General features: G+C 63.7%; 25 protein-coding genes, 1 tRNA gene and 1 pseudogene. 17 read left to right on the forward strand and 10 right to left on the reverse strand.

Annotation, left to right across the window (positions count from 1 at the left end):
- The first annotated feature begins 129 nt into the window (after window positions 1–129).
- Window positions 130–1155: a DMT family transporter gene (locus tag CXY70_RS09050; RefSeq protein WP_199183406.1), complete on the forward strand. Its 1026-nt coding sequence runs from the start codon at window positions 130–132 to the stop codon at window positions 1153–1155.
- Between the two features lie 26 nt (window positions 1156–1181).
- Here CXY70_RS09050 and CXY70_RS09055 read toward each other — a convergent pair whose 3' ends face one another.
- Window positions 1182–1763, reverse strand: a complete 582-nt coding sequence (locus tag CXY70_RS09055; protein ID WP_369852318.1) for a nitroreductase family protein — start codon at window positions 1761–1763, stop codon at window positions 1182–1184.
- A 4-nt stretch (window positions 1764–1767) separates the two neighbouring features.
- Window positions 1768–2169, reverse strand: coding sequence for a peptide-methionine (R)-S-oxide reductase MsrB (gene msrB / locus CXY70_RS09060; RefSeq protein WP_104192053.1), 402 nt, complete (start codon window positions 2167–2169; stop codon window positions 1768–1770).
- A gap of 230 nt (window positions 2170–2399) precedes the next feature.
- Between msrB and CXY70_RS09065 the strand changes: the two genes are divergently transcribed.
- From CXY70_RS09065 to groL, 5 genes are all read left to right on the forward strand, one after another.
- A complete protein-coding gene (locus CXY70_RS09065; protein WP_104192054.1) occupies window positions 2400–2717 on the forward strand; it encodes a DUF3263 domain-containing protein in 318 nt (105 codons plus the stop codon).
- Between the two features lie 56 nt (window positions 2718–2773).
- Window positions 2774–3337: a LytR C-terminal domain-containing protein gene (locus CXY70_RS09070; RefSeq protein WP_158250950.1), complete on the forward strand. Its 564-nt coding sequence runs from the start codon at window positions 2774–2776 to the stop codon at window positions 3335–3337.
- Window positions 3338–3619: 282 nt separating this feature from the next.
- A complete protein-coding gene (locus CXY70_RS09075; RefSeq protein ID WP_035834941.1) occupies window positions 3620–3823 on the forward strand; it encodes a cold-shock protein in 204 nt (67 codons plus the stop codon).
- A 71-nt stretch (window positions 3824–3894) separates the two neighbouring features.
- Window positions 3895–4947 (forward strand): DUF3048 domain-containing protein, encoded by a 1053-nt coding sequence (locus CXY70_RS09080; protein WP_104192056.1) that lies wholly within the window; start codon window positions 3895–3897, stop codon window positions 4945–4947.
- Window positions 4948–5088: 141 nt separating this feature from the next.
- Window positions 5089–6717 (forward strand): chaperonin GroEL, encoded by a 1629-nt coding sequence (groL, locus tag CXY70_RS09085; protein WP_104127600.1) that lies wholly within the window; start codon window positions 5089–5091, stop codon window positions 6715–6717.
- Window positions 6718–6875: 158 nt separating this feature from the next.
- Here groL and CXY70_RS09090 read toward each other — a convergent pair whose 3' ends face one another.
- The 3 genes from CXY70_RS09090 to CXY70_RS09100 form a co-directional block, all read right to left on the reverse strand.
- Window positions 6876–7166, reverse strand: coding sequence for a WXG100 family type VII secretion target (locus tag CXY70_RS09090; protein ID WP_104127599.1), 291 nt, complete (start codon window positions 7164–7166; stop codon window positions 6876–6878).
- Window positions 7167–7299: 133 nt separating this feature from the next.
- Entirely contained in the window at window positions 7300–9033 is a 1734-nt protein-coding gene (locus tag CXY70_RS09095; RefSeq protein ID WP_104192057.1) for a HAMP domain-containing sensor histidine kinase, read from the reverse strand.
- Window positions 9034–9079: 46 nt separating this feature from the next.
- Entirely contained in the window at window positions 9080–9772 is a 693-nt protein-coding gene (locus CXY70_RS09100) for a response regulator transcription factor (RefSeq protein ID WP_092112483.1), read from the reverse strand.
- Window positions 9773–9915: 143 nt separating this feature from the next.
- Between CXY70_RS09100 and folP the strand changes: the two genes are divergently transcribed.
- A complete protein-coding gene (gene folP, locus CXY70_RS09105; protein WP_104192058.1) occupies window positions 9916–10824 on the forward strand; it encodes a dihydropteroate synthase in 909 nt (302 codons plus the stop codon).
- Window positions 10824–11546, forward strand: coding sequence for a pyrimidine reductase family protein (locus tag CXY70_RS09110; RefSeq protein WP_104192059.1), 723 nt, complete (start codon window positions 10824–10826; stop codon window positions 11544–11546). The genes folP and CXY70_RS09110 overlap by 1 nt, the downstream gene beginning before the upstream one ends.
- A 103-nt stretch (window positions 11547–11649) precedes the next feature.
- On the opposite strand, the gene CXY70_RS09115 is transcribed toward CXY70_RS09110, so the two are convergent.
- The 3 genes from CXY70_RS09115 to CXY70_RS09125 form a co-directional block, all read right to left on the reverse strand.
- Window positions 11650–13305, reverse strand: coding sequence for a DNA repair helicase XPB (locus tag CXY70_RS09115; RefSeq protein ID WP_104192060.1), 1656 nt, complete (start codon window positions 13303–13305; stop codon window positions 11650–11652).
- Window positions 13306–13448: 143 nt separating this feature from the next.
- The gene (locus tag CXY70_RS09120) at window positions 13449–15341 is read right to left on the reverse strand and encodes a helicase-associated domain-containing protein (protein ID WP_104192061.1); all 1893 of its coding nucleotides are present in this window, start codon (window positions 15339–15341) and stop codon (window positions 13449–13451) included.
- The gene (locus tag CXY70_RS09125) at window positions 15341–15616 is read right to left on the reverse strand and encodes a hypothetical protein (protein WP_104192062.1); all 276 of its coding nucleotides are present in this window, start codon (window positions 15614–15616) and stop codon (window positions 15341–15343) included. Before CXY70_RS09125 ends, CXY70_RS09120 begins: the two co-directional genes overlap by 1 nt.
- 93 nt (window positions 15617–15709) lie before the next feature.
- On the opposite strand from CXY70_RS09125, the gene CXY70_RS09130 reads away from it, so the two are divergent.
- Both CXY70_RS09130 and CXY70_RS09135 read left to right on the forward strand, forming a co-directional pair.
- Window positions 15710–16090, forward strand: coding sequence for a cold-shock protein (locus tag CXY70_RS09130; protein WP_104192184.1), 381 nt, complete (start codon window positions 15710–15712; stop codon window positions 16088–16090).
- Window positions 16083–16724: a DUF3027 domain-containing protein gene (locus CXY70_RS09135; protein ID WP_104192063.1), complete on the forward strand. Its 642-nt coding sequence runs from the start codon at window positions 16083–16085 to the stop codon at window positions 16722–16724. The genes CXY70_RS09130 and CXY70_RS09135 overlap by 8 nt, the downstream gene beginning before the upstream one ends.
- Window positions 16725–16907: 183 nt before the next feature.
- Here CXY70_RS09135 and serC read toward each other — a convergent pair whose 3' ends face one another.
- Complete coding sequence (gene serC, locus CXY70_RS09145; protein ID WP_104192065.1) at window positions 16908–18026, reverse strand: phosphoserine transaminase; 1119 nt, start codon at window positions 18024–18026, stop codon at window positions 16908–16910.
- Between the two features lie 133 nt (window positions 18027–18159).
- Here serC and CXY70_RS09150 point away from each other — a divergent pair, with 133 nt between their 5' ends.
- From CXY70_RS09150 to CXY70_RS09165, 4 genes are all read left to right on the forward strand, one after another.
- On the forward strand, window positions 18160–18879 hold the full coding sequence (locus CXY70_RS09150; RefSeq protein WP_104192066.1) for a metal-dependent transcriptional regulator: 720 nt from the start codon (window positions 18160–18162) through the stop codon (window positions 18877–18879).
- A gap of 334 nt (window positions 18880–19213) precedes the next feature.
- Window positions 19214–19966 (forward strand): C40 family peptidase, encoded by a 753-nt coding sequence (locus CXY70_RS09155; RefSeq protein WP_233205857.1) that lies wholly within the window; start codon window positions 19214–19216, stop codon window positions 19964–19966.
- A gap of 346 nt (window positions 19967–20312) precedes the next feature.
- Window positions 20313–20810 (forward strand): HNH endonuclease, encoded by a 498-nt coding sequence (locus tag CXY70_RS09160; protein ID WP_104192067.1) that lies wholly within the window; start codon window positions 20313–20315, stop codon window positions 20808–20810.
- 137 nt (window positions 20811–20947) lie between these two features.
- Window positions 20948–21022: transfer RNA gene (locus tag CXY70_RS09165), tRNA-Arg, on the forward strand.
- A 226-nt stretch (window positions 21023–21248) separates the two neighbouring features.
- Here the strand turns inward: CXY70_RS09165 and CXY70_RS17555 are convergent.
- Complete coding sequence (locus CXY70_RS17555) at window positions 21249–21785, reverse strand: tyrosine-type recombinase/integrase (protein WP_146066099.1); 537 nt, start codon at window positions 21783–21785, stop codon at window positions 21249–21251.
- On the opposite strand from CXY70_RS17555, the pseudogene CXY70_RS18345 reads away from it, so the two are divergent.
- The 3 genes and pseudogenes from CXY70_RS18345 to CXY70_RS09185 form a co-directional block, all read left to right on the forward strand.
- Window positions 21745–22451: pseudogene (locus CXY70_RS18345) on the forward strand (IS30 family transposase); the annotation flags it as partial. The gene CXY70_RS17555 and the pseudogene CXY70_RS18345 overlap by 41 nt on opposite strands.
- A gap of 105 nt (window positions 22452–22556) precedes the next feature.
- The gene (locus tag CXY70_RS09180; RefSeq protein WP_199183409.1) at window positions 22557–22973 is read left to right on the forward strand and encodes an ASCH domain-containing protein; all 417 of its coding nucleotides are present in this window, start codon (window positions 22557–22559) and stop codon (window positions 22971–22973) included.
- 150 nt (window positions 22974–23123) lie between these two features.
- The gene (locus CXY70_RS09185) at window positions 23124–23468 is read left to right on the forward strand and encodes a DUF2834 domain-containing protein (protein ID WP_104192187.1); all 345 of its coding nucleotides are present in this window, start codon (window positions 23124–23126) and stop codon (window positions 23466–23468) included.
- The last annotated feature ends 202 nt before the right edge of the window (window positions 23469–23670 follow it).

The raw sequence follows: 23670 nt of genomic DNA on the forward strand, positions 1-23670 counted from the left end.
CCGCCCTCTTCTAGGGACCGGGCCCGGGCCCCGGGCCCAGCTTATAAACTGGGCCCGGGGTCACAAGGTGGGCCGCGCAGCCCAGCAGCCTGGCGGCGCACAGCGCACCCCATCTCGTAGTATTACCGGGTGACCCAAGCCCGCGCACGAAAACGAACGGAGGCGTCAGCCGCGCTCGCGACATCCGCTGTGCCGGTCTGGCTGGCCCTCGTCTTCTCGGTGCTGATCGGCGCTTTGTACGCCGTGCAATCACGCGTAAACGGCGAACTCGGGCACCAAATCGGCGACGGATTCATCGCCGCCGTCATCTCCTTTGGTTCCGGCCTGATCATTCTGAGCCTCGGAGTCATCGCGTTTCGCCGCGGACGCCGAGGACTCCAACTCGTCGCGCGCGCTGTATCGGCAAAACATCTGTCCTGGTGGCACCTGTTCGGCGGACTGGCCGGCGCCCTGTTCGTACTGTCGCAGGGTCTCGTCGCCGCGCCGCTCGGCATCGCGTTGTTCACGGTCGCCGTGGTGGCTGGCCAGACCGTGAGCGGTGTGCTCATGGATCGTTTCGGCATCGGCCCGGGTGGTCGGCGACCGCTGCACGCGTCCAAAATCGTTGGTGCCGCGCTCGCCCTGATCGCCGTCGCCTTCACGGTGAGCGCCGAAGTGAGCGGCAGCGGTGCGCTCTGGCTGCTCGCGCTGCCGCTCGTTGCCGGTATCGGCCAGGGCTGGCAGCAGGCCGTCAACGGTCAGGTGCGGGTCACGGCCCAGAGCGCGCTTACGGCGACCTTTCTGAACTTTCTCACCGGCACCATCGCCCTCGTACTCGCCGCGCTCGTGCACGGCCTGTTGGTGGGTTTCGCGCTCGACTTGCCAGGAAACCCGTGGCTCTACACCGGCGGACTCATCGGCTGCGTCTTCATTGCCGGGGCCGCCGTCGTCGTGCGCACCACCGGGGTACTGATGCTTGGCCTGTGCGTCGTGGCCGGCCAGCTGGTCTGCGCCCTCGCGCTGGACCTGCTGGCGCCAACGGCGGGGCATCCGCTCGGCATGACGACCATCCTTGGAACCGCGCTCGCGCTCGTGGCCGTGGTCATCGCCGCGGTGCGCTGGCGTCGCCCCGGCCACGTCCAGCGCCGAAATCCCGCGCCGAGGACCGGCGTCTAAATCCCGCGCCGACTACCAGCGTTCGATTACAGAACCTTGAGAAAATCTGCGGGGTCGATTGACAGCCGCACACCGGGTTTGCAGTCAGCCGGGATGCCGCCGATATACAGCCATCCGAGCAGTTCCTCGTTGTCGGCGAGGTCGTGCACCGCACGTACCGCTGCCGAGCGCACGAGAGGTCCGGTGCGCCACATCGCACCCCAGCCGGCGTCGTCGAGCAGAAGCGTGAGCAGGTGCGCGACGCCCGCCGCCGACGCATCCTGCTCCCAATCAGCCACCTTGTCGTTGGCTCGCCGTACGGCGACCACTGCAATCAGCAGCGGCGCCCGTAGCGGTTTGCCGGCCAGTTTGATGGCTTCACTGCCCTCGCAAGCGGATGCCAGCACAAATGCCGTTCCCAGCCGCTCCCGTGCGTCGCCGCGTAGTTCGAGTAGACGCCACGGCCGAAGCGCACCGTGGTCGGCCACCCGTGCCGCCGCGGCCACCAGGGGCAGCAACTGAGCTCGCGTAGGCGCAAGAGCCGTCACTTTGGAGTAGCTGCGCCGGCAATTGACGGCCTGAAAGACCGCAGACGTGGCAACATTCGGTGTTGAGGGAGGCAGGCTCACCGCTTTACTCGGCGGGCGTGAAGCTGAGCGAAATCGAGTTCATGCAATAGCGATCGCCGGTCGGAGTGCCGAATCCGTCGGGAAAAACGTGACCCAGGTGCGAGCCACAGTTTGCACAGCGTACCTCCGTGCGCACGCTGCCGAGGGAGCGGTCTTCGAGCAGTTCGACCGCTTCGGGCCGCACCGACTCGTAGAAACTCGGCCAGCCGCAGTCGGAATCAAACTTGGTACCGCTCTTGAATAATTCAGCGTTACAGGCGCCGCAGGTGTACGTGCCGGCCCGGCTCTCGTCGAGCAGCTCGCCGGTGCCGGGACGCTCGGTACCGGCCTCGCGTAGCACGGCATATTTTTCGTCGCCCAGTTCGGAGCGCCACTCGCTGTTTGACTTCTTGATTGCGTAGTCCATGGTGGAGGTCCCTTCGATCCGGCCGCCCACAAACGGACAACGTCTACTCAGCCTAAACTTGTGTGGCGCTGCCCGCATTCCGGGCCAGGCCGTTTTTGCAGCGTTTGCACGGCGATAGCCCCTGCGCTTCCGGGCGTTCCGGGCGTGCCGGAGGCAACATCTAGCCACCCACAAATAGGATAAAGCCGTCGGATAACCCGTCGAAACTGCCTTGGGGGAGAGAAATATCAATGAGTGAGAGAACACCGACCCACGCACACCCTCCCGCTTCGGCCTCCGAAAGCGCCCCGGTTGTAACCCAACTCGGCGAACGCGACGCCGCCGTGCTTTCCTTTGAGCGGCAATGGTGGCGGCATGTTGGCGCCAAAGAGGAAGCTATTCGTGCCACCTTCGGTCTTTCGGCCGCCCGGTATTATCAGATATTGGCGGCACTGGTCGATTCACCGTTGGCACTGGCCTTCGACCCGATGCTCGTGAACCGACTGCAGCGGATGCGTTCCGCACGTTCCGAGGCGCGCGCCAGTCGTTCGCTGCCCGCTCACGACTAGTACCTGACCGCATGTCGCCGGCATGGAGCGGCCGGCCAATCAAGGATCCAATCACTATGGCGCGAAAATTCGCGAAAGACCGTTTCGACACCCACCTGCATGCCCTCGACCGAGTGGGAGCCCACCGTGCCCCTCGTAGAAAGGGCCGCGGGTGGATTGGGTTCTGGTGGGCGCTCGGCGCCACCGTGCTCTTGATCGCGGTCGGCGTGGTCGGAATTTTCGCGATCAACAACCGCCTCGACTTCTCCAACATCCCGGGCCTGTCGTCGCCTAGCTCGACTCCGGTCCCCACCGAAACCGCCATTCCGACCGCCGAAGCGACCGTCGACCCGGCGCTGACCGTGAACGTGCTGAACGGCTCCGCGACGAACGGTGTCGCAGCATCCGTCAGCGACACGCTTACCGCCGCTGGCTGGGTAGTAACCGCCACCGGCAACGCGAGCACCGACACCGAACCGACCACCGTCATTTACTACGCCGATGCCAGCCAGGAAGGCGCCGCTCGCGGCATCGCTGCTTCACTGCCCGGATCGAAAATCGTCGTCTCGACCGGCTTCGTCGGCTCGGGAGCGGCCCTCACCGTCGTCGTCGGTAACGACTACGTGCTGCCAGCTGGCTGACAGGGACTCGAAACTTCGGACCTAGTGGGCATGGCCCGATTCGTCAAGCCCCTTTTCTTTCGCCGTGGCTTCAGTATTATCTGGTTTTGGTCACACATTTTGTTCGGGCAATACCCGCCCGGATCAAGAACACTCGCCCAAGGTAACTTGCACCAGTAGGTAACTTGCAACAGAAGACTTGCTCTCGGGGATTTGCTGCTTGCACAGAATGAACGCAGCTTTTGCGACACGGCCCGGAACAGCCAATGGGCGGTGCCGTCGAAATTGAGCAAGGAGTAACACATGGCGAACGGAACCGTAAAATGGTTCAACGCTGAAAAGGGTTTCGGCTTCATCACTGTCGATGGGGGAGGGCAAGACGTTTTCGTCCACTACTCCGCCATTGATATGAGCGGATACAAGGTACTCGAAGAAGGCCAGCAGGTCGTCTTTGAGGTCGGTGCCGGAGCGAAAGGCCCCCAGGCCGAATCGGTTCGACCGGCCTGACACAGCCAATAATCGGGGTCTGTCCCCCACCTAACGCCGCCCGCTGCAACGGGCGGCGTTAGTGTTTACCGGTGATCAAGAAAAAGACAGCCCGCACCACACGACCGTTGAAGAGCTCGGTCCTGCTCGCTCTGATCGTGCCGGCACTGCTGCTGAGCGGATGCTCCGGCAGTAGCGCGACGCCGACCAAGACGCCGGCTCCCGCCTGGGCTTCAGGCTATGTAGCCCCCGCCGCCACGGAGATCGCTCCGCTCACCGGCATTGCTGCGGCAGTCGGATCGACGGCGCGCCCTTCACTCGCGGCCAAGATCGACAACCACGTGGCCGCCCGGCCGCAGGTCGCGATCGACCGCACCGACGTCGTGTTCGAAGAACTGGTTGAGGGCGGCATCACCCGGTACGTCGCCGTGTGGCAGTCGAGCATTCCCGACCAGGTCGGGCCGGTACGGTCGATCCGCCCGATGGACCCGGACATCATCGCCCCGTTCAGCGGCCTCGTGGCGTTCTCGGGCGGCCAGCAGCGATTCGTCGATGCCATGGCCGCGACCGGTCAGATCAGTGCCATCTTCGACTATGACACGACTGGCCTGTTCTCCCGTTCGAACGCTACCGCGGCCCCGCACAACGTCATCCTCGCCGCCTCGGAATTCGTCAACCGCAACGCTACAGTCGCCCCGCCTGCCCAGCAATACGCTTATGCTGCCACGCTCGCCGGGGCGTCCGCGGTCGTGGACGGGGCCCCAATTTCAGTGATCAATGCCCGGTTCTCAAACGCGAGTGCCCGTAGCTGGACCTGGAATGCTGAAGCTACCGCTTACCTGCGTGCGCAGGACGGCGCGCCCGACCTCGCCAGCGACGGCGTGCAGCTCAAGGCCACCAACGTTGTCGTGCTGCGGGTGGACGTCACCGTCGATCAGAGCATCCCCAAGACCGAGCTCGTCGCCTCGGGTGAAGCGTCGATCTCGACCGGTGGAAAAACGCTGGCGGCCACCTGGAGCAAGGATTCTCAGACCGCACCGATCCGCCTTGTCGACGCTCATGGCGTGACAATTCGGCTCGCTCCGGGCAATACCTGGTTTCAGCTGGTGCCCAATGGCACCGGCTCGACCGATCTTGTTCCCTGACCGTCGGCAGCTGGTCAGACGTAACCCCGGATGCTCGCTTGCACTCTCGACCCCAGAGTGCCAGAATCGTTTTAGCACTCTCGTCACCTGAGTGCTAACCCCATCATCGTTTGGAACGTCCGGGAGGGACGAGTTACACATATGGCAAAAATCATTGCATTCAATGAAGAGGCCCGTCGTGGGCTTGAGCGCGGCCTGAACATTCTGGCCGACACCGTCAAGGTCACCCTCGGCCCGCGCGGTCGCAACGTCGTTCTGGAGAAGAAGTGGGGCGCCCCCACGATCACCAACGACGGTGTGTCCATCGCCAAGGAGATCGAACTCGACGACCCGTACGAGAAGATCGGTGCGGAACTCGTCAAAGAGGTCGCCAAGAAGACGGATGACGTAGCCGGCGACGGCACGACCACCGCAACCGTTCTCGCCCAGGCCCTCGTTCGCGAAGGCCTGCGCAACGTCGCAGCCGGCGCCGACCCGATCAGCCTCAAGCGCGGCATCGAGAAGGCCACGGCAGCTGTCATCGCCGAGCTCATCGCCAGCGCCAAGGAGATCGAGACCAAGGAAGAGATCGCCGCTACCGCGTCCATCTCCGCCGGAGACACCGAAATCGGCGCGATCATCGCCGAGGCCATCGACAAGGTCGGCAAGGAAGGTGTTGTCACCGTCGAGGAGTCGAACACCTTCGGCACCGAGCTCGAGCTCACCGAGGGCATGCGCTTCGACAAGGGCTTCCTGTCGGCGTACTTCGTCACCGACCCCGACCGTCAGGAAGCGGTCTTCGAAGACCCCTACATCCTGATCGTCAACTCCAAGGTCTCCAACATCAAGGACCTGCTCCCCATCGTGGACAAGGTCATCCAGACCGGCAAGCAGCTCCTCATCATCGCGGAAGACGTCGACGGTGAGGCCCTGGCCACGCTCGTTGTGAACAAGATCCGCGGCATCTTCAAGTCCGTCGCCGTCAAGGCTCCGGGCTTCGGAGACCGTCGCAAGGCTCAGCTGCAGGACATCGCCATCCTGACCGGTGGACAGGTCATCTCGGAAGAGGTCGGCCTCAAGCTCGAGAACGTCACGCTCGACCTTCTTGGTAACGCCCGCAAGGTCGTCATCACCAAGGACGAGACCACGATCGTTGAGGGTGCCGGCGACGTCGAAGCCATCGCCGGTCGCGTTTCGCAGATCCGTGCCGAGATCGAGAACACCGACAGCGACTACGACCGCGAGAAGCTCCAGGAGCGCCTCGCCAAGCTTGCTGGCGGCGTTGCTGTTATCAAGGCCGGAGCCGCAACGGAGGTTGAGCTCAAGGAGCGCAAGCACCGCATCGAAGATGCAGTGCGTAACGCCAAGGCAGCTGTTGAAGAGGGAATCGTCGCCGGTGGTGGCGTTGCACTCATCCAGGCTGGCAAGACGGCATTCGAGAGCAAGGCAGTCCTTGACCTCGTCGGCGACGAGGCAACGGGCGCGAACATCGTGCGCGTCGCCATCGACGCCCCGCTCAAGCAGATCGCACTCAACGCGGGCATGGAGCCCGGCGTTGTCGCCGACAAGGTGCGCAACCTGCCCGTCGGATGGGGCCTCAACGCCGCCACCGGCGAGTACGTCGACATGATCGCTGCCGGAATCAATGACCCGGTGAAGGTTACCCGCTCTGCGCTGCTGAACGCTTCGTCGATCGCCGGACTCTTCCTCACCACCGAGGCCGTCGTTGCCGACAAGCCCGAGAAGAACTCGGCTCCGGCCGGCGACCCCTCGGGTGGCATGGACTTCTAAGTCCGAGCCAGCACATTCGAACACCACAAAGTGGGCGTCTCCCTTGGGAGGCGCCCACTTTGTGCGTCTCGCTCGGACGACTCGTGCGTACGGGGCCACAAGGGGCGCGAAAATCAATTCCCGGGAATGACCGGCGGCCCCACGATTACAGCAGATGCCTATCGCACGAACAGACGGGTGTTGGCCTGCTCGGTCTCGGCGTACTGCTGCCCGGCGACGCTCAAGGCCTGGTTGAGCAGGGTCAAGCTCTCTTCCAGCTGCTGGTGCATGCCACGCCACTCGGCGAACGCCCCCTGGAAGGCCGCGGAGGCCTGGCCGGTCCAGAAACCTTCGAGGCTGGTCAGCTGGGCGTTGAGATCGCCGACATCTGCTTGTACGCGCGCAATGGTGCCACGGGCGGTACTCGCTGTGCTCTGTACCGCATCGCTGTCGACCTGGAAGCTCGTCATGGTGTGCCCTTCTCCTACATAGCAGTGGTTGGTGACTGCGAGCGTAGAAGGTGGGGGCGCGCCATCCGCTCTCTTAAATTGATCTGTGAGCGGATGCCGTTACCGGCAACCTGTGGAGGATGCGGCGAAATCCCTACGGAATGACGGGTTGCGCGTGCTGTGGTGCGCTCGGTGTGCCGGCGAGCGGGAGTGATACGCGGAAGGTCGCGCCGCCGCCGGGGGTGTCGACGACGTCGACCGTGCCGTTGTGGCTCGCGACGATCGCCGCGACGATAGCCAGTCCGAGACCGCTGCCGCCGGTTTCGCGGGCGCGCGAGGAGTCGGCACGCCAGAAGCGCTGAAAAATCTTCTCTCGAATCTGCGGCGGAATACCTTCGCCGTGGTCGATCACGGCGATCGATGCCCGCTGGGCGCGCGAATCCACCATGATTTCGAGTTCGATCGGGCTGTCAGTAGCGGTGAAGCGCATCGCGTTGCCCATGAGGTTGGTGATGACCTGGCGAATCTTGTTCTCTTCAGCCATGACGATCGGCGGTAATTGCGCATCCATCGGCAGCGCGGTCGGGGTGACGTCGGGCAGAACGGGGCCTCCCCGACGGGGCTTGCGAGTGCGCAGACGGGCCAGGGTGGCGCCGGCAAAGGCGATGGCTCCCGTCGGTGTGCCGGTTCCCGACGACCGGGTGATGGTGCCGGTGGTGGCGCTCTCCGACGAGTCGTTCCCTAATGGAAGAATTTCTCCGGAGTCCCCGTCAATATTCACGTCGAGGTCGTCGCCCCGCGGCCCGCTCGGCGGCGGGGGAGTGAGTACGGTGATCTGGCGGCCGGGGGAGCTGGCCATGGTGTCGAGGGCGGCGTCGCGGGCCAGCGGAACGAGATCCACCGGGGTCAGAGCCAGCGGCTTGGTCTCGTCGAGGCGCGCTAGTTCGAGCAGATCCTCGACCAGGCCGCCCATGCGAATGGCCTCCTTTTCGATGCGTTCCATGGCCTGGGCAACATCTTCGGGCGTTTGCAGCGCACCCATGCGGTACAGCTCGGCGTAGCCACGAACTGAAACGAGCGGGGTGCGCAATTCGTGGCTCGCATCGCCGACGAAGCGGCGCATCTGGTCGATGGTGCGGGCTCGGTCCTTGAAAGCACGGTCGATGCGGCTGAGCATGATGTTGAGCGAACGGTTGAGGCGACCGACCTCGGTGTTTGGGGTGGCACCGCCGAGGCGCTGGCTGAAGTCACCGTCGGCGATGGCCGCTGCGGTCTGCTCGGCTTCCCGCAGCGGCACGAAGGTGGTCGTGACGAGCACCCGGGTGAGCATGGCCCCGATCAAGACCACGCCAGCGCCGAAGCCGAGAAAGATCGTGAGGTAGGTGGCCATGGTGTTCTCGGTCGGCCGCAGCGACACCGCCATGACGAGGGTGCCGTAGGTGCCGGTGGGGCTGATCACCACGGGCACCATGATCGCGTGAAACTCGGTGTCGTGGGCGGCGTCCCACAGAGTCTGGATCTGCCCGTCGAGCTGGGACACCCGTTTCAGATCGAGCGGCATGCCCACGACCGGCAGTTCAGCATGGTCGCGTTCCTGCCAGGTTCGAGTGATCAGAGCGCCGTCCTGGTCGTAAAGTGCCACGAAGTAGTCCGACGCGACGCCTTCGGTGTCTCCCTGCGAGAAGACGCTCGACGAATAGCCGCTGAGCGCGGTTTGTGTGTCGACCTGCAGCTGCGTGTCGACCTGAGTCACGACATACTGCTTCAGCATTGCCATGGTGCCGATGCCCGAAACGAGCAGGCCTAGCGTGAGCATCAGCACCGTGACGCCGGTGATCTTGGAACGGAGGGAGATGCTGCTCCACCGTCTCGACAGGGTTTCGTGCATTTGGATTTAGTCTACGAAAGCTCGCTGTGTATAACGTGCGCCGGGACTACGCCTTGGCAGCCTTGAGCATGTAACCGAAGCCACGCTTGGTCTGAATGAGAGGTTCGCTCGAGTGCACATCGACCTTGCGGCGCAGGTAGGAGATATAGCTCTCCACAATTCCGGCGTCACCGTTGAAGTCGTACTCCCAGACGTGGTCCAGAATTTGCGCCTTCGACAGCACCCGGTTGGGGTTGAGCATGAGGTAACGCAGCAGCTTGAATTCGGTAGGACTCAGTTCGATGGCTTCCGTGCCTACAAGAACCTCGTGGGTGTCCTGGTCCATGGTGAGCTCGCCGGCGCGGATCACGGCGTCTTCGTCAGCGTGCATGGTGCGACGCAGGATGGCCTTGATGCGGGCGACGATCTCGTCGAGGCTGAATGGCTTGGTCACGTAGTCGTCACCGCCGACGGTGAGGCCGGTGATCTTGTCTTCGGTGTCGTCTTTGGCGGTCAGGAATAGGATCGGGGCGGTGTAGCCGGCCGAACGCAGGCGTTTGGTCACCCCGAAGCCGTTCATGTCGGGCAGCATGACGTCGAGGATGATGAGGTCGGGCTCCTCCTCGAGTACGGCGGAGATAGCCTGCGCGCCATTACCGACGGCGCGCACGGCGAAGCCGGCGAAGCGGAGGCTGGTGGTGAGGAGATCGCGGATATTGGGTTCGTCATCGACGATAAGGATGCGGGGGCCGTCAGTCATGCCCCCAGTATCTGCGCGTTAGCTGAAGCTTTGCTGATAGTGGACGGTGTGTGCGGGGATCGGTGGCAGATAACTGTCGTGCAACGCGGATTACCGCCATGATGGGAGAGGACGATCGACTCGTCTCACAGGTGAGGACCGCTATGAACCGCACGAGTACCGGCACAACGTTGACGTTGCCTCAAATGGATGCCCCGCAGCGGCTGATCGGCGGCCGCACCTTCAACTTCGATCGAGAGGTGGCCGTGATGGCCATCATCAATCGCACGCCGGACTCGTTCTATGACCAGGGCGCAACGTTCGCGCTCGACGCATCCGTTGTGGCGGCGCATCGGGCGATTGCCGATGGGGCCGACTGGATCGACATCGGCGGGGCTAAATTCGCTCCAGGGCCGGCCGTGCCCATCGAGCAGGAGATCGAGCGGGTGGTGCCGGTGGTCGAGGCGCTGCGCGGCTCGGGCGTGGTCATTTCGGTTGATACGTTTCACCCTGCGGTGGCCGCCGCGAGCATCGCCGCCGGCGCGCACGTGATCAACGACACCACCGGAGTGCACGATCCGGCCATGGCCGACATCGTCGCGGACAGTGACGCCACTCTCGTGATAACCCATAGCCTGGCGGCGCCGCGGAGGCCCTACCCGGCGCCGCACTATGACGATGTCGTTGCCGATGTCAGCGAGTTTCTGCTGGCGCGGGTCGATCGGGCTATGGGGCGAGGCGTTTTGCGCGAGCGGATCATCATCGACCCGGGCCACGACCTCAACAAGACCACGCGACACTCGCTCGAACTGACCAGGCGGCTCGGCGAGATCACCGCACTGGGCCTGCCTACCCTGGTCGCCGTCTCCAACAAAGATTTTGTGGGGGAGAGCCTGGACCGGCCACGCGGCGAACGCGTGGAAGGCTCTCTGGCAGCCATGACCGTGTGCATTCTGCAGGGTGCCCGCATCGTGCGCATGCACAATGTGCGGGCCGCCGTCGACGCCGTGCGCATGACCGAGGCCATCCTCGGGTTTCGTGAACCCGCCTACGAGCGTCACAACCTCGCCTGATGCGGGCTGAACTGCCGCCTCGGGCCGAATTGATCGAGGACTACCGCGTGGCCGCCCGATCGGTGCCGCGGGTGCGCGTCAACTTCATCGCCAGCCTCGATGGTGCCGCAACGCATGAGGGGCTCAGCGGCGGCCTGAACAACGCCGACGACAAGATGGTCTTCGACACTCTGCGGCTGCTCACCGATGTAATTTTGGTCGGCGCCGGAACGGTGCGCGCCGAGGGCTACGGCGGCATTCTGCTGCCAGCGGATGACGCGGCCTGGCGCGTGCAGGCGGGCCTGGCCGCCCAGCCCCGGGTCGCAATCGTGTCGGGGCGGCTGGATCTTGACCCTGGGCATCCGGTTTTCACGGATGCGGCGACCCGACCCATTGTGCTGACCCATGCAGCAGCGCCGACCGACCAGCGGGTGGCACTCGCCTCGCGCGCCGATGTGGTCGACTGCGGTGAGGACGCGGTCGACCCGCGACGCATGGTGGCGGAGCTCGCTCGGCGCGGTTTGCCCCAGATTCTCTGCGAGGGCGGTCCGCACCTCTTCGGCGACCTCGTGGCCGCAGACCGGGTCGACGAGCTCTGCCTGAGCCTCGCCCCGGTGCTCGAGGGGGGATCCGCCGGGCGCATCGCCGTCGGGGCGACCGCGGCGACCCGCGCCATGGAGTTGGTGCACGTGCTGCGCGCTGGCGACATGCTGTTCCTGCGGTACGCCCGTCGACAATCCTGACGCGGGCGGGCGGGCGGATGCGCTGGCCCCACCTTACGTACCTGGGCCCAGTTTATAAGCTGGGCCGGCGGACTGGGCCCGGGCCCCGTCCGCCGGGAGGGGGTCAGGCCGCCAGGGTGGGGGCGGTGAGGCTCTGCGCGTCAAGGATCGTATAGCTGTAACCCTGTTCGGCGAGAAAACGCTGGCGGTTCTGGGCGAAGTCCTGGTCGACGGTGTCGCGGGCGACGAGCGTGTAGAAGTTCGCCGACAGGCCGGACTCCTTCGGGCGCAGCAGCCGGCCGAGACGCTGGGCCTCTTCCTGGCGTGAGCCGAACGAGCCGGACACCTGGATGGCCACGGTTGCCTCGGGCAGGTCGACCGAGAAGTTCGCGACCTTCGAGACCACGAGCACCTTCACCTCGCCCACGCGGAACGCCTGGTATAAGCGTTCGCGTTCGTCGATGGGGGTGGCGCCGGTGAGCTGCGGGGCGTTCAAGACCGCGGCAAGTTCATCGATCTGGTCAAGGTACTGGCCGATCACCAGGATGCGTTCGCCGTCGTGCTTCTTGATCAGGGCCTGCACCACGCCGAGCTTGGCCGGTGCGGTCGCGGCCATGCGGTAGCGCTCATCGTCAGCGGCGGCGGCGTAGCTCAGCCGCTCCGACTGCGGCAGATCGATGCGCACCTCGAAGCAGTTGGCCGGGGAGATGAAGCCCTGGGCCTCGATCTCCTTCCACGGGGCGTCGAACCGCTTCGGGCCGATCAGGCTGAACACGTCGCCCTCGCGGCCGTCCTCGCGCACCAGGGTGGCGGTGAGGCCGAGACGGCGGCGCGCCTGCAATTCGGCGGTGAGCTTAAACACGGGCGCGGGCAGCAGGTGCACCTCGTCGTAGATCACCAGGCCCCAGTCCATGGCATCGAGCAGCTCAAGGTGGGCGTACTCGCCCTTGCGCTTCGCCGTAAGAATTTGGTAGGTCGCGATGGTCACCGGCTTGACCTCTTTCACCTGTCCGGAGTATTCGCCGATCTCGTCCGGCGTTAGCGTCGTGCGCTTGAGCAGCTCGTCGCGCCACTGGCGGGCCGAGACGGTGTTCGTCACCAGAATGAGCGTGTTGGTCTTCGCGGTGGCCATGGCCCCGGCGCCAACGAGGGTCTTGCCGGCGCCGCACGGCAACACGACGACGCCGCTGCCGCCGTCAAAGAAGCTCGCAACGGCCTTGTTCTGGTAGTCGCGCAGCGCCCAGCCGTCTTCCTTCAGCGCAATATCGTGCGGGGTCCCCGGTGTGTAACCGGCAAGATCTTCGGCCGGCCACCCGAGCTTCACCAGTTCCTGCTTGAGCTGCCCGCGAGCCCACGCCCCTACGAGATACGTTTCCGGAGAAGGATGCCCGATCAACAGTGGCGCAATGCGCTTCGCCCCTGCTATTTCGGTGAGAACGGCTTGGTCACTGCTATGCAGCACGAGGGCACCCTCGGGGTCACGTTCGATGACGAGCCGCCCGTAGCGACCGACCGTCTCAGTGATATCCACGCTAACCGTCTGCGGTATGGCGAACTTGGAATACTTCTCGAGCGTTGCGAGCATGTCGGACGCATCGTGCCCCGCTGCCCGGGCATTCCACAGGCCCAGCCGCGTGATGCGGTAGGTGTGGATGTGTTCGGGGGCGCGTTCGAGCTCTGCGAAAACGGCGAGGTCGTGACGAGCATCCTCGGCAAGAGGATGGGCAACTTCGAGCAACACCGTGCGGTCACTTTGCACAATCAGGGGGCCATCAGACATAGCCCCCAACTCTACGCCCGTCTAGCGGGGTTCCCGGTACGGGGCGGTGGCCGCGCACTCAGTTGGTACGCCCGTCTTGCGGGGTTCCTGGCACGGGGCGGTGGCCGCGCTCCAGGGATCGGTTGGTGTCAGCGCACCAGCGATTAGGGGGCCGGGGTGATGCTGAGGATGCTTTTGAGTGGCAGTGTGCGCTCGATGTCGGCCCGCCGGTCGCGAGCGCGGAAGCGTCCGTTGCTGACGCTGGCCGGTTCGAGCAGGTAGTCCACAACGGCGCCGCCGGGCATTGCGATGCTGACCAGGATGGTCTGCTTGGCCTTGATCGCGGTGTCGAGCTGGCGGGCGAGCCAGGCATCCGCTACTGAAAGGCCACTTTCAGCGCGGAGCCGCAGCTTCTCGACCAGGTTGCGGGCGGTGTCAACCGTCGGTGTCTGCGTGACGCGGGCGATCTGGTGACGGCGCAAGTGCACGATTTCACCGAGGTCGTCTTCGGCGGCAACGGGATAACGAGCGTCACTCAGCGCCCAAAAAACGGCGTCACCGGCAAAACGGCTGAGCAGGTGTTCGCTGTCGCCGGCGCGCACGAGTGCGAGCGGCGCCAGCGTCTGGTCGACGGCGATAGTGCCGAGCAGCGCCGCGTCAGCTGAGCATACGTAGCTGAGAAAAACGGTGCTGTTACCAGCCGGGGCGATCGGGGCGTTCGGCCCATCGGTGAGACTTCCAACTCGCACCCGACCGTACCGCGAAGCCGATTCGTTGATGAGGTAATCGACCGGCTGCGGAATGCCGGTGAGTGAGATCGACGCCAGAAAAGCGAGCAGCGAGTCTGCATTCTCTCCCGCGGCCAGGGCGCGATTGACGGATGCCGCGGTGATGCGATAACTCGACGCAAGCTCTCGACTTTCCACGTCGGCCATCCCCCGCAGCCGCGAGTCTATCGACGGTGCGAGTGGGCCTGGCGCGACGATCGAGAGGTCGTGCTGCAGATACACCGCGCCGACTTCAGCCGGCAGCGCGGTCGCCATGATGTCGACGGCTACCTCGAGGTCACCGCGCAGCACGCTGGCTCCGGCCGTGCTGGTGGTGTCATGGGCGGTGATGCCGAGCAACTCAGCGTCGCAGGCGAACTCGGTTAGCTGGGCGAGCATCCACTCGCCGCCGGCCGGATAGAGCCAGGCGATAAACGCACTGAGTTCGTCACCCCAGTGCAGCCCGGCCTGGCGCGGAAGAATATCGGCCACGATCGGCGGGAGCACCGCCAACCACGCCACGGCCAAGGCCGCCCAGCGGGAGGTCGTGTGCTCGAGCAACCAGGCCTCTCCGGCCTCGGTTTCCATCCAATATCCGTCGGAGTGGGCGAGCAAGTCGGCCCGGGAAGCCAAGGCCAGGATCGGGGCAACCAGATCGATGTCGACCGTCATTACGGCGGCGAGGCGCTTGGTGTCGGGCAGGCCGAGCCCACCCCGACTCAGCTGCCGGGCGGGCTCGCGGCACAGCTCGTTGACCAGCTCAGCGATCGACGACACCACCCCGAAGGCGCGCTCAGCGGCCAGCTGGTCGACGAACACAATCTCGGTGTCGGGCACGGCGGCGGGATTGACCGGGGGCAGAGCGACGGCGAGGTCGGCGGTACCCGGCAGGCCCTGGGCTGGCCAGCGCGCTAGATGAGTCGAGACGGCGTCGTAGGGAATGCAGCATCCCTCGCTGAGCTCGGCCAAGAACAAAGCGTGCAGGGTGTCGACCCGGCGGGCCACTGCGGCGAGCACGACCTCGGTTGAACCCAGTTCAGACAACCGGTTCGTCACCGCGCCCAGCGTCGGTACAGAATTGCTGCTGGTGAGTTGAGCGGCTACGGCCAGAACGGCAAGGGTCGGGCGGTCCAGGTGGCTGAGGGCCGATTGCACATTGCCCGCCTCAAGCAGGGCTTCGGCCAGATCGAAGAAGTCGTGGATGCCGTTCGCAGAAACGCCCCGCACCCCGATAACGTGCCGCAGCTCGGCATCGGACAGGACCCGAAGTCTCGATGCGAGGCCGAGCATTACTCGCGGTCTCGTCGAGCGGCGCGACTGCGGCGAACTCCCACAGAGATGATGAGCACGATAATAAGCACGAAACCGATTGGCAGGCCGTAGAGCGGCAGGATGAAGATTGGCGGCCAGATGCCGCGACTGAACCCGTCATTTTGGCCGACGCCCATCGCGGTCGCGATGATCACCGCGATAAACGCGAGAATCGACAGCCCCACCACACTCGCCACCATATAAGCGAGCACACGTTCCAGCCGGCTGACGGATTGCGGAGTTTGATTGGTCACAGACTAAGGATACGGGCACGCGGGTGCCGCAACCGAATATGCTGGGTGCACACCCCGCGCTCTCCTGTGCGCCCAAAACTCAGTGAGGTTCAGATGCCTACCGGCAAGGTCAAGTTCTACGACGAGGAGAAAGGCTTTGGCTTCATCACATCCGATGACGGTCAGGAGGTCTTTCTCCATGCTTCCGCCCTGCCGTCCGGCGTCACCATCAAGGCCGGCGCGAAGCTCGAATTCGGAATCGCCGACGGAAAACGCGGCGCCCAGGCGCTGTCGGTGCGCGTGATTGAGGCTCCTGTGAGCCTGTCGAAATTCAACCGCAAGCCGGCCGACGACATGTCGATCATCGTCGAAGACCTGGTGAAGCTGCTCGACGGTATCGGCACAAATCTCAAGCGTGGCCGCTACCCAGAATCGAGCCACAGCAAGAAGATCGCGGCGATGCTGCGCAAGGTCGCCGAGGAACTGGATGCCTGAGGCTACCGACGCACAGCCGGCGGACGCACAGCCGGCGGAAACGGCTAGATCGACCGACGCCACCCTGCTCGCGGCCGTTGAGCTGGCGCGCACGGCGCTGCTGGAGATCACGACCGACGACACTATCGGCGAGGTCCTTGGCCACATCGACGAAGGCGACCTCGTGGTGTCGCTGTTGTTTGACTGCCTGCTGACCGGCTATCCGGGCTGGCGCTGGACGGTCAGTCTTGCGCGGGTCGACGAGAATTCCGAGCCGAAGGTTCTTGAAACCGAGCTGACTCCCGGTGATGACTCCTTGCTCGCGCCCGAGTGGGTGCCGTGGTCGGATCGTCTCGTCGACGACGACATGACAGCGGATGATGACGAGTCTGACGAGGACGAGGATGAGGACGAGGACGAGGACTCCGACGACGCGGACGCAGACAATGCGGAGTCAGACGAAGATACGGACGACGACGCAGACTCGGCCGACGACGACGCGGATGACTCCCTCGATGCTCTGGACGGCATCGACTTCGACGAAGCGCTAGCGGCGGCGGAACTGAACCCAGGCGAACCCCACGAGGCCGACGCCGACGCCGGTCACAGTGCACCACAGCCACCAACCCGGTCCCGGCGCGCTCGCCGCGCCTGATTTTGCGGTGCCCGGCGCCGTTACCTCAATGAAGAGGGCGGCGCCGAGAGCTACCAGCCAGAGCAGGGTGCCGACGAACAGTGCCGTGCGGGCATCCGTTCTAGCAGGCAGCGGATCGGGTCGGCGTTCGCTGTCTTTCAACCAGAGACGCATCGTGCGATCCTTTCGTTGTGTTTTGTGCTGCTAGTTTCCGAGGTGCGCGACGACGTGCTCGATGGATGCCACGAGCTTCTTGACATCTTCGGGGTCGATGGCGGTGAAGGTGGCGATGCGCAGTTGGTTGCGCCCGAGCTTGCGGTATGGCTCGGTGTCGACGATGCCATTGGCGCGCAGAGTCTTGCTGATTGATGAGGCGTCGATGGCGTCGTCGAAGTCGATCGTCACGACGACCTGTGAGCGGTGCGTCGGGTCGGCCACGAATGGGGTCGCGTAGTCGACGCCTGCCGCCCAGTCATACAGAACGGATGACGACGCCTGCGTTCGCGCAGACGCCCACGCCAGCCCGCCGCTCTGGTTGATCCAGTCGATCTGGTTTTCCATCAGCAGGAGGGTGCTGAGGGCCGGCGTGTTGAGCGTCTGGTTCAGGCGGGAATTGTCGACCGCGTTCTTGAGGCTGAGGAACTCGGGTATGTACCGGCCGCTCGCGGCAATGCGTTCGACGCGTTCGAGGGCCGCAGGGGAGAACAATGCGATCCACAGGCCACCGTCGGAGGCAAGGTTTTTCTGCGGAGCGAAGTAATAGACATCCGCCTGGCTCGCGTCGAAGTCAATGCCGGCGGCGGCGCTGGTGGCGTCGATGACGGTGAGCGCGCCAGCGTCACCATTGACTCGGGTAACCGGGGCCATGACGCCGGTCGAGGTCTCATTTTGGGGCCAGGCGTAGACGTCGATGCCGTCGCGCACCACAAAATCGCTGCGTGAACCAGTGTTGGCCGTGATTACGTCGGGGGCTTCAAGCCAGGGGGCACCCGCCGCCTTGGCAAACTTGCCGCCGAACTCCCCGAACACTAAGTTTTGCGCGCGGTTTTCGATGAGGGAGAAGGCGGCGGCGTCCCAGAATGCGGTCGAGCCGCCGTTGCCGAGCACAACTTCGTAGCCGTCGGGAATGCGGAACAGTTCGGCCAGGCCGGCGCGCACGCGTCCGACGAGGTCTTTCACGGGTGCCTGGCGGTGCGAGGTGCCGAGCACTCCGGTGCCGAATCCGAGCAGATGGTCGAGCTGTTCGCGCCGGATTTTCGATGGGCCGCAGCCGAATCGACCGTCGAGGGGGAGTAGATCGGTGGGTATCAATAGGTCGGCCATACGGCGATTCTAGTTGCCCTGCCGCGGGCGGGTAGGCTTGTGACGCTGTGCGGGCCACTACCGAGGCCGCCAACGGAGCGCCGTTCTATCAGTCGATGAGCGGTGCGCGCACGAGCCGAATGAAGGGCTGCGGATGAGCGATCTGATCGACACGACCGAAATGTATCTCCGCACCATCCTCGACCTGGAGGAAGAACAGATCGTGCCCCTGCGGGCCCGCATCTCCGAACGACTCGGACACTCCGGTCCGACCGTCTCGCAGACCGTCGCCCGCATGGAACGTGACGGCCTCGTCATCGTGTCCGGCGATCGGCACCTGGAACTAACCCCAACCGGCCGCAGCAAAGCCGTGCACGTAATGCGCAAGCATCGTCTGGCCGAACGCCTACTCAGCGACGTGATCGGTCTCGAATGGGAGTTCGTGCACGATGAAGCCTGCCGCTGGGAACACGTGATGAGCGAGCAGGTCGAACGTAAAATTTTGGAGATGCTCGGTCACCCGACCGAATCTCCCTACGGCAACCCGATTCCGGGCCTGGACGAACTCGGTGATTCCCCTGCGGTCGCGTTCATGGCCGGCGTGACCAACGTTCTTTCCGTGGTGGCGAGTTCGACTGCGCCGGTAACGGCGGTCATCCGTCGTCTTGGTGAACCGGTGCAGTTCGACCCTGAGCTGCTCCTGCAGCTCAAGCAGAGCGGCGTCATGCCCGGCGCGACCGGGGTGTTTTCAGCCGCCGGATCGTACGTTCTAGTTCAGGTCGAAGGTTTCGGTGCCGGGTTAGAGCTGCCCAATGAGGTCGCCGGGCACATCTTCGTCACCACACCGACCGGCTACAGCCCGGTCGCTCACTGACGCTGCGCCGGGTTCTCAGCGCGTTGAATCGATCCAGTCGTCTCGACCTGCTAACTGGTTCGTTACCAATCCGTTAGAAATGTGCCGTTTCAGGGTGACAAATGGGCGTCGCTCTTGTAGCCTCGGGATGTCCCACAGACCATGAAAGGTCGAAGGACTCTGATCAAGACGCCTGCTTGCCCCGTCTCTTGATCTACGAACACACCCGCGATTAGCGAAGTGGACGGGACAACAACCTAGTGTTGTCGAGGCGCCGGAGGTTAAAACTTTGGCTGCATTAGGAACAAGAAGGTCCCGTCGCGGGCTGAACCGCGCATCGGATTCTCTGGAAAAAGTGGAATCGTCGGCACACTCTTACCGTGCCGTGCCTCGGGTGGCACCGAAGAAGCGACGTGGCGGTATCGCCAACATCGTCGTCATGACCCTCGCTACCGGCCTTGTTGCCACAATGGCCCTTCCGGCATACGCCTTTGCTCCCGGCTCGAAAGATGCCTCCTTCAAGGCCACCGAATCCACGGAGATGTCCAAGGCGCAAGCGCAGGCCGTTGATGTCGATGCCCAGGCGGCAACCGTGAGCGTTGCCCGAGAGGGTTTCACTGCGACCACGCCCGAAGAGCTGGCGGCAACCGCCGCTGCCGCCGCGGCGGAAACCCGTCGCGTTGAAGTCGCCGCGCAGATGACCTCCTATGCCGCGAGCTATTCCGGCCCGAGTGTTGCCGACTTCCTGGCAAACCCGACCTATCCAAATTTCGATCTCGCATCCGTTTTCAATGTGGCCTCGCAGTACCAGGGCACACCGTATGTCTACGGCGGCGCTACGCCAGCCGGGTTCGACTGCTCAGGCTTCATCATGTACGTCTACGCGCAGTTCGGAATTAGCCTGCCGCACTCCTCTGTTGGCCAGGGAGCGGCCGGAACGAAGATCTCGATCGAAGACGCCGTGCCGGGCGATCTCGTGATCATGGACGGTCACGATGGCTTCTACGCCGGCAATGGAAACATCCTGCACGCGCCGTACACCGGCCAGTCCGTGCGGATCCAGCCCATCTGGACCAGCGACTACTACATCGTGCGGATCGGCATCTAATTCGCCCCTTCCGGTGAACACTGGGTAACAGCTCACACGAATGGCGCATACAGGTTTACCTGTTGCGCCATTTGTGGGTTAACCTAGTGCCCTGATGTAGTTTGTAGGTCCGAAAGGAGAGCCAATGCATAAGCGACGCACTATCCACACCATGGATGTGCGCGGTCGCGAGTGCTTTCGGCATAGTTGTCAGAGCGAGAAGAGCTGTGTGAGCAGCCAGAAGGCGTTGTCATTGTGACGGCGCCTTTTTTTGTACTCTTTTTCGCCCCGTCGCGCTCCAGTTCTTCACGCATCGGATGTAGTTCGAATGGCTGGAAGCCGTCCAGCCTCCTTCGAAAGGGAGCGCATGCGCACACTGGTACTCAATGCGGGCTATGAGCCCCTCGCCGTCGTCTCGTTCAAACGAGCGCTCATTCTGGTGATGAATCAGAAAGCCACGATCGTGCAGTCCGATCAGGGCCATCCCGTTTTCGCGGCCTCGGGCTCGTGGGATCGTCCGAGCGTCATTCTGCTCACGCGGTACGTGCGCATCCCCATGTCGCGACTGGTTCCGGTCAGTCGCCGCGGAGTCTTGCGCCGTGACGAGCATCGTTGCTGCTACTGCGGCAAGTCGGCGGCCACGATTGACCACGTGTTGCCGCGTTCGCGCGGTGGCCGTGATACCTGGGACAACCTCGCCGCGTGCTGTCTAAGGTGCAATAACCTCAAGAGCAACCACACTCCGGCCGAAATGGGCTGGGAGCTGCGCTTCACTCCGCGGATGCCTCAGGGCACTACCTGGATTGTGCGCGGAGTCGAGCGCCCCGAGCAGGAATGGGACGCCTATCTGGCCCCGGCCGCCTAGCGCGGCGATTTACCGCCGGGGCAACAGGCGACATTGTGATCATCATCACAAGCGTGTTGACGGGGCGGTGCGTGCCACGCGACAACGCGGGCGGCGCGCTCGACCGAGCGGACTGATCGGCTAAACTTGCCGGACCAGCCTCTGTAGCTCAGTGGAAGAGCAATTCCGTCCTAAGGAAATGGCCGGGGGTTCGAATCCCTCCAGGGGCACCACGCTTGAAGGCCCTACATCCCTTGTAAACAATGGGCTGTAGGGCTTTCGCCATTCTGAGGAATGGCCGTTTGCCCACATTTTGCCCACACCTCAAAAAATTTAGGTCTAATCTGACGTTGGTAAAATAGCGTAAAACTGGCATTTGAACGTGCAACGGGGACACCCTGCCAAGGGTTTTTGAGGCCGCTCCTCAAGATCGAAAACCGGCCCCGACGGCGTGAATCGTTACGGCAGCGTGTCCGACCTGGCCTTTGCAATATGCAGCGCGATCGCCACGGCGTCAAGATCGTCAAACAGGTCGGCATGGGTGTCCAGGGTCCTCGCCGCTGAGGCGTGCCCCGGCATGCGCTGCACCGCCTTCACGTTTGCGCCGGCCGAGATCGCCAAGGACGCTACGGTATGCCGCAAATCATGCGGCGTCAGCCCAATAGGAATGGACGAATCGGTCAGGCGTGCGCGTTTCCGGGCTCCCGCGAACCAGCCGTCACCGTGGGTCGGCGTGGCCAAATAGATGTTGCCATCGCAGAACACGAGCTGGTTGCGCTGTTTGCCGGCGATCTGATCTGTCAGCGGCGCTTCGAGAAAGGCAGGAAAGGGCACGCTGCACATCTCGTAGCCCTTGGAGGAACGACTGCAGATCGCGGCCTTGCACCTGGGTGGTACCGGCGTGCGGGCGAACACTGCTCTGGTGGGCCGGTCTGCTGCCACGATCAGTGCGGTGTTTCCGGCTAGGCAGGAGATGCGGGTCAGTCCGGAAGCCATCTGCCAGACGCTTTATGGGGGCGGCCGGGGCGGCTTGCGCGGTGATCTGCATCAGCACTTGCGCACCGGCCGCGCCATCCGGCGTCCGAGACGGCCTGCTGCGAAGAACTCGGGCAAGATCCCGGACATGACCATGATCAGTGAGCGGCCGCCGGAGGTTTCCGGCCGCGCCGTGCCGGGGCATTGGGAAAGGGATCTAATCTTGGGATCACACTGCCGGTCGGCGATCGCTCCGTGTGTGGAGCGTCAGACACGGTTCACGATGCTGGTCCACCTCCCCGGTGACCCAGCGCAATCACGGTTCGTGATGGGCTGTTGGCCGCCATCAAGACCCTCCCCGAGCACTTGGAGAAGACTCTGACGGGGGATCAGGGAACTGAGCTGGCCCAACACCGGCAGATCACAATGGCCACCACGATGGCTATCTACTTCTGTGATCCACACTCGCCGTGGCAGCGGGGCACCAACGAAAACACCAACGGTCTGCTACGCCACTATTTCCCCACAGGCACCGACTCATCCGTCCATTCGCCCGAGCGGCTACTCGAAGTCGCTACCGAACTCAACAATCGACCCCGCAAAACACTCGACGGCAGCACACCCGCTCAAGCCATGCAACGACTATTATCAGAGCCAGAACAGCCCATCGTTGCGACGACCGGTTGAATCCGCCGTTCCCCTTGCGGTTACATGGTTCGCTGAGAGTCGTCATACGGCGCCATCCGGGTGCGGGGCACTTTTGTGAATTGGTCGACACGACAGACTTGGGTGATGACCAACATTGATTCGCTTCCCATCGCGGAGGTCGGATTCCCCGGGCCGCTCCGCGACAAGCTTGTTTCCGCTATCTGCGATGGACGTAAGACCTCGACGACGTCTTTTGTGGCGGAGTATCAGATTGAAAACGAGCCTTTGCCTCAGGTTGGTTCACGCCAGGCTGTCGTGGATTCGGAGGGGCGTCGACTCGTAACCATCGAAACAACGGATGTTGAACAGGTTCGGTTATCCGATGTGCCGTGGGAGCATGCGCGCGACGAGGGCGAAGGGCATTCGTCGTTATCTGAGTGGCGTATCGCGCACGAGCGATTTTGGGAGGATGATGAACTGCGGGCCTTTCCGATGGACCCAACTTTTGTTGTGGATGACAACACACTTGTGGTGCTTGAACGGTTTAGAGTCTTGGACTGATCCCGCTGAGCGTTTCCGCCAGGGGTACTTCGGCTGGAGGCTGTAGCGGTGCCGCGCAGCGGCTGCGACGCTGGCAAGATAACGCGTTGTCCCCGCAAGCGTGCCGACAACAAGGGCCTGTCCCAAATCTACGGCGGGCATAATGTCGGCATGACCAAACACTGGACGCCACTCGCTCTCGTCTATCTCGGGCTGGGTCTCGCCGGGCTCGCTGGGACCTGGACCTACAACGTTCTCGCGATCGTGCAGATGCGCAACTTCATCGGCGACTGGATGGACAGCGGACCGGCGGTCTCGTCGCTCACCGTTGACTTGCTCATCGCGGCGGTGGCCGGGAGCATCCTGATCATCGTTGAGGCGCGACGGCTCGGTATGAAGCGAGGCTGGCTTTATGTCGCCCTCTCGGGAGTCACCGCCTTCGCCTTCACGTTCCCGCTGTTCCTCGCGATGCGCGAGCGCGCTCTGGAAACGGCGCGTGAAAAGGTGCTGGATTAAACGGGCTGCAGGATACTCGTTTCGGCTCGTGATGGTCCTGGTTTTACTCGGCCAGAACCGCCGATCCCAAGGGTCTCAGCGAGGAGAACTCAAATGGGAACCCATACGCTGGCGTCTACTTCTAGATGTTCGTGATGAGAGCGACGGCAACGGCGAGCGACGACAAGCCGAAGGCCGCCTCGATCGTGTGCGGCACCCGCAC

The organism is Cryobacterium sp. Y82 (assembly GCF_002929495.1).
GTDB lineage: Bacteria > Actinomycetota > Actinomycetes > Actinomycetales > Microbacteriaceae > Cryobacterium > Cryobacterium serini.